The sequence below is a fragment of the Pseudoalteromonas sp. BSi20495 genome (genome assembly GCF_000241185.1).
GTDB classification, from domain to species: domain Bacteria; phylum Pseudomonadota; class Gammaproteobacteria; order Enterobacterales; family Alteromonadaceae; genus Pseudoalteromonas; species Pseudoalteromonas fuliginea.
The window spans coordinates 30,146-43,886 of record NZ_BADY01000148.1; the positions used below are offsets into that span (position 1 = coordinate 30,146).

At 39.6% G+C, this 13,741-nt stretch carries 15 protein-coding genes and 1 pseudogene; 2 read left to right on the forward strand and 14 right to left on the reverse strand.

The genetic code is table 11. The annotated features are described in order from the left end of the window. Positions 1-286: 286 nt before the first annotated feature. The 8 genes and pseudogenes from recR to P20495_RS03745 form a co-directional block, all read right to left on the reverse strand. On the reverse strand, positions 287-895 hold the full coding sequence (gene recR / locus P20495_RS03775) for a recombination mediator RecR (protein ID WP_008138422.1): 609 nt from the start codon (positions 893-895) through the stop codon (positions 287-289). A 7-nt stretch (positions 896-902) separates the two neighbouring features. Then, positions 903-1,229, reverse strand: coding sequence for a YbaB/EbfC family nucleoid-associated protein (locus P20495_RS03770; protein WP_002962306.1), 327 nt, complete (start codon positions 1,227-1,229; stop codon positions 903-905). 60 nt (positions 1,230-1,289) lie between these two features. Next, positions 1,290-3,878 (reverse strand): DNA polymerase III subunit gamma/tau, encoded by a 2,589-nt coding sequence (gene dnaX / locus P20495_RS03765; RefSeq protein WP_008138424.1) that lies wholly within the window; start codon positions 3,876-3,878, stop codon positions 1,290-1,292. A 3-nt stretch (positions 3,879-3,881) separates the two neighbouring features. Further along, positions 3,882-4,427 (reverse strand): adenine phosphoribosyltransferase, encoded by a 546-nt coding sequence (apt, locus tag P20495_RS03760; RefSeq protein WP_007375861.1) that lies wholly within the window; start codon positions 4,425-4,427, stop codon positions 3,882-3,884. Between the two features lie 159 nt (positions 4,428-4,586). After that, positions 4,587-4,709 (reverse strand): hypothetical protein, encoded by a 123-nt coding sequence (locus P20495_RS22705; RefSeq protein ID WP_007375862.1) that lies wholly within the window; start codon positions 4,707-4,709, stop codon positions 4,587-4,589. Between the two features lie 72 nt (positions 4,710-4,781). After that, positions 4,782-5,534, reverse strand: a complete 753-nt coding sequence (locus P20495_RS03755; protein ID WP_007375863.1) for a DUF2063 domain-containing protein — start codon at positions 5,532-5,534, stop codon at positions 4,782-4,784. A 36-nt stretch (positions 5,535-5,570) separates the two neighbouring features. Then, complete coding sequence (locus P20495_RS03750) at positions 5,571-6,398, reverse strand: DUF692 domain-containing protein (protein WP_373462529.1); 828 nt, start codon at positions 6,396-6,398, stop codon at positions 5,571-5,573. Positions 6,399-6,501: 103 nt separating this feature from the next. Continuing rightward, positions 6,502-6,828, reverse strand: a pseudogene (locus tag P20495_RS03745) (hypothetical protein); the annotation flags it as partial. Between the two features lie 225 nt (positions 6,829-7,053). Here P20495_RS03745 and P20495_RS03740 point away from each other — a divergent pair. Together P20495_RS03740 and P20495_RS03735 are read left to right on the forward strand one after the other, a co-directional pair. Further along, complete coding sequence (locus P20495_RS03740) at positions 7,054-8,034, forward strand: tRNA-dihydrouridine synthase (protein ID WP_008138430.1); 981 nt, start codon at positions 7,054-7,056, stop codon at positions 8,032-8,034. A gap of 61 nt (positions 8,035-8,095) precedes the next feature. Further along, complete coding sequence (locus tag P20495_RS03735; RefSeq protein ID WP_007375867.1) at positions 8,096-8,422, forward strand: TraR/DksA C4-type zinc finger protein; 327 nt, start codon at positions 8,096-8,098, stop codon at positions 8,420-8,422. Between the two features lie 16 nt (positions 8,423-8,438). Here P20495_RS03735 and P20495_RS03730 read toward each other — a convergent pair whose 3' ends face one another. The 6 genes from P20495_RS03730 to P20495_RS03710 form a co-directional block, all read right to left on the reverse strand. Next, positions 8,439-9,482: a hypothetical protein gene (locus tag P20495_RS03730; RefSeq protein WP_007375868.1), complete on the reverse strand. Its 1,044-nt coding sequence runs from the start codon at positions 9,480-9,482 to the stop codon at positions 8,439-8,441. 61 nt (positions 9,483-9,543) lie between these two features. Then, positions 9,544-10,803 (reverse strand): tetratricopeptide repeat protein, encoded by a 1,260-nt coding sequence (locus P20495_RS03725; protein WP_007375869.1) that lies wholly within the window; start codon positions 10,801-10,803, stop codon positions 9,544-9,546. 11 nt (positions 10,804-10,814) lie between these two features. Beyond that, positions 10,815-11,432 carry an energy transducer TonB gene (locus tag P20495_RS03720; RefSeq protein ID WP_033016273.1) on the reverse strand — a complete coding sequence of 206 codons (618 nt, stop codon included), beginning with the start codon at positions 11,430-11,432 and terminating at the stop codon, positions 10,815-10,817. Beyond that, positions 11,432-11,836 carry a biopolymer transporter ExbD gene (locus P20495_RS03715; protein WP_002961710.1) on the reverse strand — a complete coding sequence of 135 codons (405 nt, stop codon included), beginning with the start codon at positions 11,834-11,836 and terminating at the stop codon, positions 11,432-11,434. The genes P20495_RS03720 and P20495_RS03715 overlap by 1 nt, the downstream gene beginning before the upstream one ends. A gap of 14 nt (positions 11,837-11,850) precedes the next feature. After that, the gene (locus P20495_RS20975; protein ID WP_002961709.1) at positions 11,851-12,375 is read right to left on the reverse strand and encodes a MotA/TolQ/ExbB proton channel family protein; all 525 of its coding nucleotides are present in this window, start codon (positions 12,373-12,375) and stop codon (positions 11,851-11,853) included. Beyond that, on the reverse strand, positions 12,375-13,739 hold the full coding sequence (locus tag P20495_RS03710) for a MotA/TolQ/ExbB proton channel family protein (RefSeq protein ID WP_008138436.1): 1,365 nt from the start codon (positions 13,737-13,739) through the stop codon (positions 12,375-12,377). Before P20495_RS03710 ends, P20495_RS20975 begins: the two co-directional genes overlap by 1 nt. Between the last annotated feature and the right edge of the window lie 2 nt (positions 13,740-13,741).

Genomic DNA, 13,741 nt, shown 5'->3' on the forward strand with positions numbered 1-13,741 from the left:
TTACGAATTAGAGACATAGCCCAAAAATATATTATACCAATTCGTTTAATTAAATGATCTACTTTTAGGGCGGAAAAACGTGTTGATAGCTAGGCAAAAATTCGCTATTTAGTTGCTCTAACTGAGAACTTTTTAACGCAGGTAGCGACACGTTTAGCCCCGCAAAATGATTAAGTATTATTGCGGATTGGTATTAGACTGCTTCTAAGCTTACCTTAAAAACAAAAAGCCTACATAAGTTAATCATGTAGGCTTTTACAATATGTTTTCAAATAGTGACTTTAAGTTAGTCTTGAGTAACAGCGCGTCTGCCACTAAAGGCATGCATCAGCGTTCTACCATCAACCAAATCAAGCTCGCCCCCCACAGGAATACCGTGAGCAATACGCGAGGCATCTACTTTATATTTATGACAAAGCTGCGCAATATAATGAGCAGTAGTTTCACCTTCAACGGTAGGGTTGGTCGCTAAAATAACCTCATTAATACCGCCTTGAGCAAGTTTTTGCTCTAAAACGTCTAAGCCAATTTCTTTAGGACCTATGCCATCTATAGGCGATAAATGACCCATTAGTACAAAGTACAAACCTAAATATTGGCCAGTTTGCTCAATAGCAAGCACATCCGTAGGCGATTCAACAACGCATAATATCCCGCTGTCTTGACGCTTTGTGCTTAAACAAATATCGCATTGAGCTTGTTCGCAAAAAGTACGACAAGACTGACAATGCCCTACGGCGGTCATTGCTTTAGTCAATGCATTGCCCAGCTGAGTGCCTCCCTTTCGGTCGCGCTCTAGCAAGTGAAAAGCAATACGTTGCGCTGACTTTGGACCAATACCCGGTTGACAGCGCAGTGCTTCTATAAGCTGATTTAAACTATCTGAAAGTTGCATTATTTACTTAAAACGGCATTTTCATACCTGGTGGTAATTGCATACCGCCAGTTACTTTACCCATGCGCTCTTGTGTTTCTTCTGCAACACGGCGTACAGCATCGTTACATGCTGCTGCAAGTAAGTCTTCAATCATGTCTTTGTCGTCTTCCATCAAGCTCTCATCAAGCTGAACACGACGTACATTGTGGTTACCAAGCATAGTTACTTTAACTAAACCTGCACCGGCTTCACCAACAACTTCAAGAGTTGCGATTTCGTCTTGGGCTTTTTGCATGCGATCTTGCATTTGCTGCGCTTGCTTCATCATGTTGCCCATTCCACCTTTAAACATAACTTTCTCTCTTTCTTTTAATACATTAATTAACATGAACATAAGGGCGATTGTAAGTAATTACAATGCCTGAATACTGTTTTCGTCAATTTCGGCGCTAAATACTTGCTGAAATTGTACTATGTTTTCATCCGATGTGATCACATCGATTGCTTGTTGATGACGCCCTGCATCAATTTTTTGCTGAATAAGATAAGGAGAATCAATAACTCCCTTAGCAAAATTAATACTTAACGACACGTTATGCTCATAAATACTCGACAATGCGGCATCTAACCTTTGGCGAAGCATCGGTGTATCTAAATGCTTTTGTGATTCATCAACGTCTATATGTAAACTGTTGCCTTGCTTGGTAAATATTGAATGCAACGCAAATTGGCGCATACGACCGCCCAGTCCCATACGTTTAATTAAATAAGCCCACTCATCTTGTTGGTGTGCAAACCTAATTTCACTAATTGGACTTTGAAAATCATCAGGCACGGGAATGCTAATTTCCTCGGGCGCTGCTTCAGGTACTTTTTGAGGGTTTATTTGCTCAAGCAGCTCTGGCGCTAGATTTTCAGTAATTGTTTGGTGCTTTGCTTTAAAATCTATTTTTTCAGGTTTGTCAAAACCTTGATTATTAGCCGGTGTTTGGCTCCCCGTTACTGGGAGCGGTGGCTTTTTTTCACTTTCACCTACTGTATCAGTAGCCCAAGGCGGGTTGTCTGACTGTGTAGGTACTGACTTATGGTTTTGTGATACCGCGCTATTTGGCCGCTCAGCTGACTGAGCCACTGTATTTTCATTTTTTGGCACTTCACCGACATTATGAGTACGGCTAGTAACAGTACTGTTAGATACGTTTGATGAACTAGCCTTTGCCGTATTTAAGTTTGTCCCAGAAAGCTTTCCTGAGCCTGATATATTACGATCACGCAATATGCGCGCAATAGCGGATTGCGCTTTTGCCTCGCGTTCAACTATCGAAGCATTTTCATCGTGTTGTTGCTGGTTTTGCAAGTCTGATTGCGGGTCAAAACTATTTTTTTCAATACTTGTTGAGTGTTCCGGAAAATGATTTTGCTGATTAGCACTTATATCTTTTTGTGGATTAAACCCCTGATCAACAGCGCTACTCATCACATCATCAAACTGCGCGGCCAATGTTTGCTCTACATCACTGTGTTGCATGTAAGCTTCATCTTCACTTTGACGCTGTGTTTGAGCATCCGAAACAACATTGGTTTGCGGTAGCTCATTAGCTGAAGCCTGTTGCTTTGAAGCGTTTTCACTTTGTTGAACTGGTTGAACTACTGCAACTTGGGCTGGCTCATTATTACTTTGCACGACGTCATTATTTGATGTCTGAGCGGCAGCATTAGGTAAAGGCTCTATCTCAACGGTTCTAGGCTGTTCTGTATTGCTAACTGGCTTAGTATTATTTACTGGAGCACTGCTTTGGCTAGCTACGGTGTCTTGCGATGTTTTGTTTTTATTTAATATATCTCGCAGTGCATTTGCTCGGCCTTGTTTATTTTGGACGGGCTCTTCGTTGGCTGTGTGTACAACTTGTTGGGCATCTGTAGGCTTAAATGCTAATAATCTTAGCATAAGCATTTCAAAACCTAATCGAGGCTCTGGTGCCCATTGTAAATCTTTTTTACCGTTTAAAAGTAACTGGTAATAAATTTGTATTTGTTGCGGACTCGTATGCTGTGCAACGTGCGTTATGTAATCAGCGTTCGTCTCATCAAGCCCTGCTGCCTGTGGTACTAATTGAGTTAGTTGAGTTAAATGTGTTAACGCAATTAAATCATCAAGTAAGGCAATATAGTTTGGGTTTCTGCTCGCAACGTGTGCTATTTCGCTCATTAAAGCTGTGCCATCTTGGGCAAGTAGTGCAGCTAATAGGCTTTGGCTATAATGTGTATCCATCAAACCAAGCATTGTTTGTACTGCTTGATTATTAATATCACCATTTGTTTGTGCTATAGCTTGATCGGTTAAGCTCAGTGCGTCACGCATACTGCCGTCAGCGGCTTTTGCAATAATACTAAGTGCATCATTGTCATAGCTGAGCTGTTCTTGAGTAAGTACGTGCTCAAGCTGTGCTTTAATTTCACTTTGCGACAAGGCATTTAAGTTAAATTGTAAACAACGAGATAAAATAGTAACTGGTAACTTTTGCGGATCGGTGGTCGCTAATAAAAATTTCACATGCTCTGGTGGTTCTTCAAGCGTTTTTAAAAGCGCATTAAAACTGTGCTTTGAGAGCATGTGAACTTCATCGATTAGATATACTTTATAACGTCCACGCGTTGGCGCATATTGAACGTTATCGAGTATTTCGCGGGTGTCCTCTACTTTAGTTCGAGAAGCCGCATCTATTTCGAGTAAGTCAATATAGCGTCCTGCTTCTATATCTAAACAGCTGCTACATTGACCACACGGATTTGCAGATATACCTTCGTCGCAATTTAAGCTTTTAGCAAAAATACGCGCAATGGTCGTTTTACCCACACCGCGGGTTCCAGTGAATAAATAAGCGTGATGCAGTCTATTTTGTGTAAGCGCATTTACAAGCGCTTGCTTAACATGAGACTGCCCAACCAATTCATGAAAGGTTTGAGGACGCCATTTTCTCGCTAGAACCTGATAACTCATCGATTACTCGCCTTCGAATTCAACCAATTTTAGGATTTTAATACCCATTTTCTTGATGCGCTGCTCGCCACCTAGTTCTGGTAATGACACAACAAATGCTGCATCTGTAGCTTCGCCACCTAGTTTATGAACTAATTTAGCGGTGGCTTCAATTGTACCGCCAGTAGCTAATAAATCATCCACTAACAATACTTTATCGCCAGGTACAATTGCATCTACATGCAGCTCTAATGTATCTTCACCGTATTCTAGCAAGTAATCTTGACGAATAACTTCGCGTGGCAACTTACCTGGTTTACGTACTGGAATAAAGGGAATGCCTAACGCGTAAGATAACGGCGCACCAAAAATAAAGCCACGCGATTCTGTGCCAATTATTTTAGTAAAACCTTGATCTTTATATTCAGCGATAAAAGCGTCAATTGTGGCTTTAAAGGCTTCTGGATTTGCCATTAAAGTAGTTACATCGCGAAACATAATGCCCGCTTTTGGATAATCAGCAATTGTAGTGATGCTGTTTTTGATAATTGCTGGTGTTACTTGAGTCATAATTTTAACTGCTCAATTATTTATATTACAAAGCAGGTGATTATAACCTTAACTGACCTTTAAATGCGAGTTTGACGTTATTATAGTTTAAGCGGGGTAATTAAAAATAAAGAGGTTCAAGGCTGAAGTAAACAACAGCCTTAATAAACGCTATGCATTTTAGGTTAAGCTAGTGATCCAACCTAAAATTGCATTTAAACAACCAATTCCTGCAAATATAGCTAAAAATGCAAGAAAGTAAGTAGCGTTGAACGGATCTTTAAAGTCTTTATCATCTGACATTGGTACAACCTTTTATTAAGCACGGCAAATAAGGCTGTCATAATAGACGATGTAAAATTATCAATAAAGACCTTAATCTTGATTTTTTGTCACAATGACACCGCGTTCAACCATTGCATTAAGGGTAACCAACGCACCTTGAGCAATTTGCTCTGCATTAAATTGTGGAGCGTGAGCTAATACCTGTTGGCAAACGTTGTCAAATGTCGCACCTTCACTTACCTCTATGATTGACAATAGCAAAGCTGTCATCGCATTTGTTGCTAAAAACTGCACATCATCATTTTCGTCTCTATATACAACAAAGTAATTAGGCTGAGTTGATGGCTCTTTAGGTATAAACTCTGTGCTGATATTTTGAACCGGAAATTGATAACTTAAATTTCTTGCAGCGTTAGATAAATACAAAGCAGAACTAGTGAGTGCTGTTGTTTGTAATTTTTGCGCTTGCTCATCTTCATGTGCAATCGATACATCTAGCTCTACCCATTCGTAATGAGCAAGCTCTAGCATAAACACGGGGTCGTGTTTTTTCATTTTATAATCACTTGATAAGTAATTAATAAACTCCCCTGCTATATCTAAAAAGTACGGCGAATGACAATCATATTCGCTAAAGAACTGACGTACGAGGGAATGCCATTGTTTGTCTGTGTATAAGGTTTTTAACACCGGAAAACCTGATGATACAAAACCTTCAATATTATTAAAAAATAGATCGCGATAAATGGCCATACGTCTATCTTCAATACCGCTGGGCCGTTTATTTTTTTTAGGCTCGCGAATATGCGCCATAAATTCGTTTTGTATTTCAATAAAGCTCATCACTAGGCACTCTTTTAATGTTTATAAAGGCTTATATTAAGCTCGTTGTTTTGAAACACTTGAATTAAGGTATTTAGCTTGCAGCCCATGAATTATATCCAACTCTTTGGTTAGCACATTCATAGTAGGGATATTAAAGTCACGCTCAAGCAAAGTTGGAAACACACCATGTACTTCGTACGCCTTATCAAGTAGCTTCCACACAGGATCAATGACATCTGCGCCATGTGTATCAACTATTAAGTCATCAGCCTCATTGTAGTGCCCTGCAACGTGTCCATAAGCAATACGCTCAGAAGGTAACCCTGTTAAAAATGCTTGCGCGTTATAGCCATGATTTATCGAATTAACGTAAATGTTATTCACATCGAGTAAAAGCTTACAGTCAGCTTGCTCTAAAATAGTATTCGTAAATTCAAGCTCTGATAATTGCTGCCCAGGAGCACCATAATAAGAAACATTTTCTATCGCAATTTGTTGCTCAAGTATATCTTGAACTTGCTTAATACGTGGTACAACGTGTGCTATCGCATCTTGAGTAAACGGAATTGGCATTAAGTCATACATATGGCCCGCGCCAGAGCAGTAACTTAAGTGCTCACTAAAAAATTTTATATTGTGCTCTTTAAAAAAAACTTTTAAAGATTTAACAAATTCAACATCCAGTGGCTCGGGCGAGCCGATAGAAAGTGACAATCCATGGCACACAAAATTATTTGCATCTGTTAATGTTTTAAACTGTTTCTTAAAGCGCCCACCTAATTTTAGCCAATTCTCTGGTGCAACTTCTAAAAAATCTACTTGATTAGGTACGTGTTCAAGCAGTTCATTAAGCATTTCTCGTCGGAGGCCAAGACCAACCATTCCGAAATCTATACTTTTAGTTTGTGTCATAACTACCTCTAACTTAACAAAAAAGGGCCTTAAGGCCCTTTTAGCATACCTTATTTAAAATAAGATATTAACGGCCACCACATTTACCTTCGCCGCACTTACCTTCTTTTTTACCTTTTGCGTCGCCGCCACATTTACCTTCGCCGCACTTGCCTTCTTTTTTACCTTTTGCATCGCCGCCACATTTACCTTCGCCGCACTTGCCTTCTTTTTTACCTTTGGCATCGCCGCCACATTTACCTTCACCACATTTACCTTCAGCAGCATCTAGTTGATAACCTGTCACTAACTGTTGAAACTCAAATGGGTTAGCTTGTACATCAGCAGATACAAAACTTGCAGAGCCAACAACTACTGCACCTAAAGTTAACGCGATTGTATTTTTTCTAACTGTATTCATTTTATGACTCTCTTTAATCAAGGATTGTAAATCTCAGCAATATAAATGTATTTTTAAATTGCTTGTATGCTTAAGTAGACCCGCACAAAAATAAAAACTTTCAATTATTTTCATAATATTTGCTTTTGCACTTACTTCATTAAATATGGTCGGTAATTACAGATTTATCAATGTAAGATTTACAGGTAAACTATGCGTCCTGTTTTTCTCAGAAATAATCACCTTATGAAACTTGTTTTAGCGCCTATGGAAGGTGTTGTCGATTTTAAAATGCGTCAATTACTCACCGACATCGGTGGGTTCGATTTATGCGTTACCGAGTTTGTAAGAGTGGTTGAAACATGTTTACCCGATAAAGTTTTTCACCGCTATTGCCCTGAATTACATAATAATGGTTTTACGCGAGCAGGAACGCCTGTGCGTATCCAACTACTCGGACAAGAAGCGAACCCTTTAGCAGAAAATGCGATTAGAGCTATAGCATTAGGTTCTCACGGTGTTGATCTTAATTTTGGCTGTCCAGCAAAAACGGTTAACCGTAGTCGAGGCGGGGCTGTGCTGCTTAAAGATCCTGACCACATGTATACGATTATTAAAGCAGTCCGAGACGCTGTAGATGATCAGCATGAAGTTAGTGCAAAAATCCGCTTAGGATTTGATGATGATAGTAACAGCCAAGAAATTGTAGATGCGGTTGTCAGTGCTGGAGCAAATAGCATTGCAATACATGCTCGCACCAAACGTGATGGCTATAATCCGCCTGCTTATTGGGAAAAAATTCCACCAATAACAAAAGATAAAAATATTGCCGTTGTTGCCAATGGTGAAATTTGGCAAGTAGAAGACGCAATGCTTTGCCAAAAACGAAGTGGATGTACTGATTTAATGCTTGGTCGTGGCGCCCTTTCGCACCCTGATTTAGCAAAAAAAATTAAAGCTCATGTAAATAATGAACAATACGATGGACTTGAGTGGGAGCATATTATTTATCACTTAATCCACTCTGCTATCCATCAAGACCCTGCAAAAGATGAAAAGTATTTTGCGTCACGTACTAAACAATGGCTTGGTTACCTAAAACGCCAATACCCACAAGCTATCGATTTATTTGATGAAATCAGACGTTTAAAAAGTAAAGAAGATGTGGCAAGCGTATTAAATAAATACGCCAAAGCACCGCAACTTGATTCAAATCATAACAGCTAACTTAAAGCCTATAGATAATATCAGTATAACGTAAAGCCAATTTAATAAGGTTGTACTGATAATGCATCATCAACAAAGACTGAACGATGAAATAGCGCAAGTTAAATTAAATATATTAACTATGCTTTCTAAATCAGCCTACCCTGCACATCACCATTTAATACAAATTTTAGATAATAAAGCCAACAATGAATGGTTAGACTGTGCGGCAGAAAAGTTAGGTCCGGAGTATGCTATTTTAATTAGTCGCATGACTAAATTAGAAGCTGCCGTTAGCCAAATAGAGATTGGCCAATATGGTTACTGTTGTGACTGCGAAGAAAAAATATCAGCAAAGTTACTTGAGCAAGACCCTGCAACTCAACGATGTATAAAGTGCGCACCATAAGCGCACTTTCACATCATTACATCATTTGCTTTATAAAACTAAATGATTGCCCAGGGTAGAGAATTATATCTTCAACTAAATACTGAGCCTCTTCTGGACTCATTTTTAGGCGCTTTACAAGGTTCACCTTTGCTTGAGGCAAAGTCCACGCATGATAGTGAATACCTATATCTGATTCCATCATCGCAAGCATCAATGTTTTATCTTTATCAGACATGTCCATATTGCTCGCCATTGCAGGTAAGTCTTGATAGTTAGCCTGCCAATCCAAGCCTTCTATTAATTTTTCATCAGATAAATACTTAACTAAAAACGATTTCTGGTGAGAAGTTGGCTGTTTACTGTCGAATGCAACACGATCTAATACTTTTATTTTTTCATTTAAAAGAGTAACCCATTCTAATGGTGAATGTACTTCGCCACTAAAGTAATTAAGTTTGCTCTGATACCACTGGGTTCCATTTGGCAGGCCTCTTAGACCAACACTCCCCCTGGGCCTGTAACTAGCTAAATAATCGCTAAAAGCTCTTATATGGCTCTTAAGCGCTGGTTGAACGTCGTTAGTGCCTATCGCACTCAATACATAACTTTGTAACAATGCAAGTTCAACTTTATTCAGTTTTAAATTGCTTTGTTTAGCACTGTCTAACGTTTCTTGGGTTAACTTAAGCCAGGTAATAACATTATCCGGTGTGTTTTTTGTGCCTTCAAAAGCAAGCATGTTCTTTAATACATCTACTTGAGCCGGCCAATTAAAATAGCGCTCAGGAAAACGCTCTGCAATAACCAAGTAATTTACTTGCGCTATTTGATTGAGATTAAGCTCCATGCCCATTAAGTTCTGATAAATAGTATGGCGTTTAGCTAAATATGCATCAGAAAAGACCAATTGCTCTTTAGTAATTTTATCTGTTTTATTAGCGCCTGATAGTACAAGCGCCATGTTTAAAGTTTTTAAACCGACTTGTGCATCTTCAAATGACTCGTAAGGTTGAGGCTGCTTTGAACATGCGACTAAAAATAGACACAGTAGTAATGAAAAAGAGAGCTTTTTATACATAGTAATTCCAATAAAAAAAGCCCCAGAGGGGCTTTTTAAAAGTTGCTTTAGCTAATAAAAATTAAATTTTAACACCGTTGCGAGCGGCTTTATCTTTAATGTATGTAGCCCAACCCTTTGCAAACTTGCGAGTGCGTGGGTCATCCATGGCTTTAGTAATAGCAGCATGAGCTTGCTTGTACTTGCCTTGGTAATAATATGCTTCAGCTAAATCTGAGTAAATAGTGCCCTTTTTATCAGAGCCTAGCTCTAATGCTTTGTTCAAACGAACAACAGCAGCACTAAATTTTTCAGACTGTAAAAGTAATGAACCTGCTTTGCGGTAAAGCTCAGCGTCTTCATCAAATTTAGCAGCTTCTTCATAATACTTAGCAGCTTTAACGAGATCTTTAGAACGATGGTAATTACTAGCAATCGCGCTAACGTTTTGCTTAGTACGTTTAACATTCTTTTCTTTAATAGCCTTCTCAAGCGTAACAGCCGCTTTAAAAGGAATTTCATTTAAAGAATAGAAGTTAGACAATACTTTGTAATCGACTTCAGCTTCAAAAAAACCTTGGTTGAATGCTACTTCCATGGTCGAAAGACCTTTTTTGTAGTTTTCAGTTTGTAGGTAATATTTACCTAAACTAACCCAAGCTTTTTTATCATCAGGCCAAACACGAACAATTTCTTCACCAACTTTGACCATATTATTATAGTCTTTAAGCTCGAAATAAGAGCCTAACTTTAATTGGTAAGGAGCTTTGTTCGGCTCCTTTTGAAGCGAAATTGCTTTGTCTGCTGGACCGAAAACATCACGAAATTGTTTTAACTCGTAGTTAGCTTGCGCAATACGTGTGTAAACTTTCGGATCTTCATCGCCCGTAAAATCAATCCATGCTAAATATGCTTTTTTAGCTTCTTGATACTTTTGAGTACCAATAAGTAAATCGCCTAATAACTTAAGGGATTGTTCCTGATCAGCAAAGTTTAAAACATCTGGCGCAACCGCCTGCTTAGTATATTTAATCGCTTCATCATACTTTTCTACCTGCGCGTACATGCTACCTAAGTAACGATTTACAGTCGCCTTATCAAAGTCATTAGATGGATCAATATCTTTTAGCAGAACAATTGCTTCTTCAACTTTTTCTTCACCGTACAAATCAAACGCTTTAATTACCTTTTTACCAGTACGCTCGCCCATGATTTTAGTTTTTGCTTTCTTACGCTCTTCAATCTTTGCGTAGTCTGGCGCCGCTAAAACAGATGCTGTTAATGTAGCACCTGACACAGACATAAGAATCGCAAGAGCAGTTACTTTAGAAAAATTTCTCATTACTCGCCTCCTTAATTGCCTTGGTTAAGTTTAAAGTCTAATTGAACTTGTAAACCCGGTTGTATTTGAGGTTTTCCGTCAATGATCTTAGGACGGTACTTCCACTTACGCAATGCGCGCTTAGCTTCACGGTCAAAGATACGTTTTGGATCGGCGTCAATTACTTCAACGTCAGTCACTCCACCTAACTCATCAATTGTGAACGAAAGTTGAACCCAACCTTCTTTACCATCACGTGCTGCTTGCGTTGGATATTTTGGTTCTATACGAACGATAGGTGTCGCATCACCATCACGTCCAAATGCACCAGGACCACTTAGTCCACCTGCCGAACTACCAACATCAATGCTTCCCATATTAAATGACATAGCACCAGGTGTTGGACTGTTATTTTCCGGCTGTGGCGGCTGCGGTTTAGGCGGCTGCTTTGGTGGCGGAGGAGGCGGAGGCGGTACACGCTTCCTCTCCTGCACCTTAGATTCAGGCGGATTCGTCATTATTTCGACTATGATCTGCTCTTTTTGTTCCGTATTACGGTCAGCCCCACCAGAGATGAGGAAAGCCATGAAGTAGAACAAGCCGAAAGTAACTGCCCCACCTGCAATCAGTGAAAACAGAAAACGAATCATTACTGATCTCCAGCTATTGAAATTCTCAGGTTATCACCCGTCGCTTTAATCTGGTCCATAACTTTAACCACTACGCCATGTTTTGCTTCTTTATCAGCTTGCAAAATCACAACTTCAGTAGGTTGTTCTGCTAATAAACTTTCGATTTTTGCTGAAATACGTTCAACATCAACCTGCTGTTTATCAATCCAGATTTCGCCGTTACTACGGATAGCAATAAAAATGTTAGCATTTTTTTGCTTAGTAGCTTGGGCAGCTTTTGGTTTATTGACCTCGATACCAGCCTCTTTAACGAACGATGTAGTTACGATAAAGAAAATAAGCATGATAAATACGATGTCAAGCATTGGCGTCATATCAACCGCTGCTTCTTCTTCTTCACGAAAACGTTGTTTACGTGCCATATTTAATTCTCTCTCTAGTGATGAGGCATACTATCAATAAGTTTGGCTTTCACCATTTTAGCTTTTGTCTCAAGACGTGAGCTAAAAAATACTCCAGATAGTGCCGCAACCATTCCAGCCATTGTCGGGATTGTTGCCATTGAAATACCTGATGCCATTAATCGTGCGTTACCTGTACCCTGGTTGGCCATGGTTTCGAAAACCGAGATCATACCAGTAACAGTACCAAGTAAGCCTATTAAAGGACAAACAGCTACTAATGTCTTAATCAACAACATACGCTGATCTAATTTTTCAGACGCTTCAGAAATCCATGCTTCACGGATTCTGTGTGCGTACCAAGACGTAGTGTCTTGGCGGGCATCCCACTTTGCTACAATTTCTTTCGCTGTGCGAGGAAACTCTGCAAGTAAGAACCAATAGCGCTCAATCATTAAAACCCACATCAGAAAGAGTGCTATCGCGACCACGTATAAAACCTGGCCGCCTGTGCCAACAAAATCCCTGATAGATTCCCATATCTCCATCAGGACTAGCATTAGGCTTTCTCCTTCTCCGCGTGAGTAGCAACGATACCCGCGCTTTGCTCATCAAGGATGTGTAATACCGACTTACTACGACCAGCTACTAGAGCATGAAGTAGAATTAGTGGTAATGCAGCAATTAGACCTAGCGCTGTAGTTACAAGTGCTAGAGAGATGTTACCTGCCATGATCTTCGGATCACCCGTACCGAACAATGTGATTGTTTGGAACGTTAAGATCATACCGATTACAGTACCTAGTAGACCTAGTAATGGTGCGATTGCAGCAAGAATCTTGATTATATTGATACCAGCTTCGATGCGTGGCGTTTCACGTAGAATCGCTTCATCAAGTTTAAGCTCAAGGTTTTCAACATCTTGGTTCTTGTTGTCATGGTACACTTTAAGAATACGACCCAGTGGGTTATTTGTATTCGGTGTAGCAACATTTTTAAGTTGGCTCTTAATCTTACTAGTAGTAAGCGTAAGGTCAACAAAGCGAATTAGAGTAATTAGCATACCTAGGCCTAGTAAGGCTGTGATGATATAACCAACTACGCCACCTTGATGGAAGTATTCCATAAGGGTCGCTTTTTGAGTATTAATACGTAAGATAGCACCACGAGTCGGGTCAATATAAACACCAGCGTAGTTATCTGGAGTTGTATTTTCAAGCGCTGTGATACCGTCTAAAATGTAACCATCTGGTTGCTTACCTAGAGGCTGGATAGACTTAGTCTCTGGTGAATAAATTAAGTAACCATCGTCTGTAACTAAGTTAAAGTTACCGATACGCGTTACTTTCTTCATTGACGGGTTACCATCAAGGCCAGCAACTTCAGTTTCGAATGTTGAAACTTTAGCTGATTCAGTCATTTCTGTTTGTAGTGAAATCCAAAGTTCTTCTAATTCACGAACAGTTGGAAGTTCTTTAGCAGCAGCTAATGAACGTAATATTTCAGCACGACCTGGCTTTTCAGCACTAACAAGTGATGCTTCGATCGAACCGATAGCGTCTTGAGCTGCACGACGTACAACACCAAACATTTCACCTAAAGTACCTTGTGCGCTTTGAAGAGCTTGCTCTTTCTCTGCTAAAGTATTTTCATTTTGTGCATATTGCTTAGCTAAACTAACGCCACGTGCTTTTTCAGAAGCAAGTTGGCTTTTAGCTTTGTTAAGTAATGATTGCTTGTCAGCACGTTCAGATAAGAACTCTTGCTCACGTTGCTTATTAATTTTACCTTCAGAGATACGCTCTTGCTTTACTTGCTCAAGGATTTTATCTAGAGCTCCAGTATTTGCATGTGCATTAAGCGCGGTACCTGCAGAAACAGTTAGTACTGCTGCAACAGCAAAACCTTTAAATAGTTTCTTCATTA

Excerpts from the sequence above, each read along its gene's own strand:
- P20495_RS03750 (WP_373462529.1), bottom strand. The coding sequence starts at position 6,398 with ATGGTTGGTCTTGGCCTCCGACGAGAAATGCTTAATGAACTGCTTGAA.
- P20495_RS03770 (WP_002962306.1), bottom strand. The coding sequence starts at position 1,229 with ATGTTTAAAGGTGGAATGGGCAACATGATGAAGCAAGCGCAGCAAATG.
- P20495_RS03720 (WP_033016273.1), bottom strand. The coding sequence starts at position 11,432 with ATGATTCGTTTTCTGTTTTCACTGATTGCAGGTGGGGCAGTTACTTTC.
- P20495_RS03735 (WP_007375867.1), top strand. The coding sequence starts at position 8,096 with ATGCATCATCAACAAAGACTGAACGATGAAATAGCGCAAGTTAAATTA.
- P20495_RS20975 (WP_002961709.1), bottom strand. The coding sequence starts at position 12,375 with ATGCTAGTCCTGATGGAGATATGGGAATCTATCAGGGATTTTGTTGGC.
- P20495_RS03725 (WP_007375869.1), bottom strand. The coding sequence starts at position 10,803 with ATGAGAAATTTTTCTAAAGTAACTGCTCTTGCGATTCTTATGTCTGTG.
- apt (WP_007375861.1), bottom strand. The coding sequence starts at position 4,427 with ATGACTCAAGTAACACCAGCAATTATCAAAAACAGCATCACTACAATT.
- P20495_RS03715 (WP_002961710.1), bottom strand. The coding sequence starts at position 11,836 with ATGGCACGTAAACAACGTTTTCGTGAAGAAGAAGAAGCAGCGGTTGAT.
- recR (WP_008138422.1), bottom strand. The coding sequence starts at position 895 with ATGCAACTTTCAGATAGTTTAAATCAGCTTATAGAAGCACTGCGCTGT.
- P20495_RS03740 (WP_008138430.1), top strand. The coding sequence starts at position 7,054 with ATGAAACTTGTTTTAGCGCCTATGGAAGGTGTTGTCGATTTTAAAATG.
- P20495_RS22705 (WP_007375862.1), bottom strand. The coding sequence starts at position 4,709 with ATGTCAGATGATAAAGACTTTAAAGATCCGTTCAACGCTACTTACTTT.
- P20495_RS03730 (WP_007375868.1), bottom strand. The coding sequence starts at position 9,482 with ATGTATAAAAAGCTCTCTTTTTCATTACTACTGTGTCTATTTTTAGTC.
- P20495_RS03755 (WP_007375863.1), bottom strand. The coding sequence starts at position 5,534 with ATGAGCTTTATTGAAATACAAAACGAATTTATGGCGCATATTCGCGAG.
- dnaX (WP_008138424.1), bottom strand. The coding sequence starts at position 3,878 with ATGAGTTATCAGGTTCTAGCGAGAAAATGGCGTCCTCAAACCTTTCAT.
- P20495_RS03710 (WP_008138436.1), bottom strand. The coding sequence starts at position 13,739 with ATGAAGAAACTATTTAAAGGTTTTGCTGTTGCAGCAGTACTAACTGTT.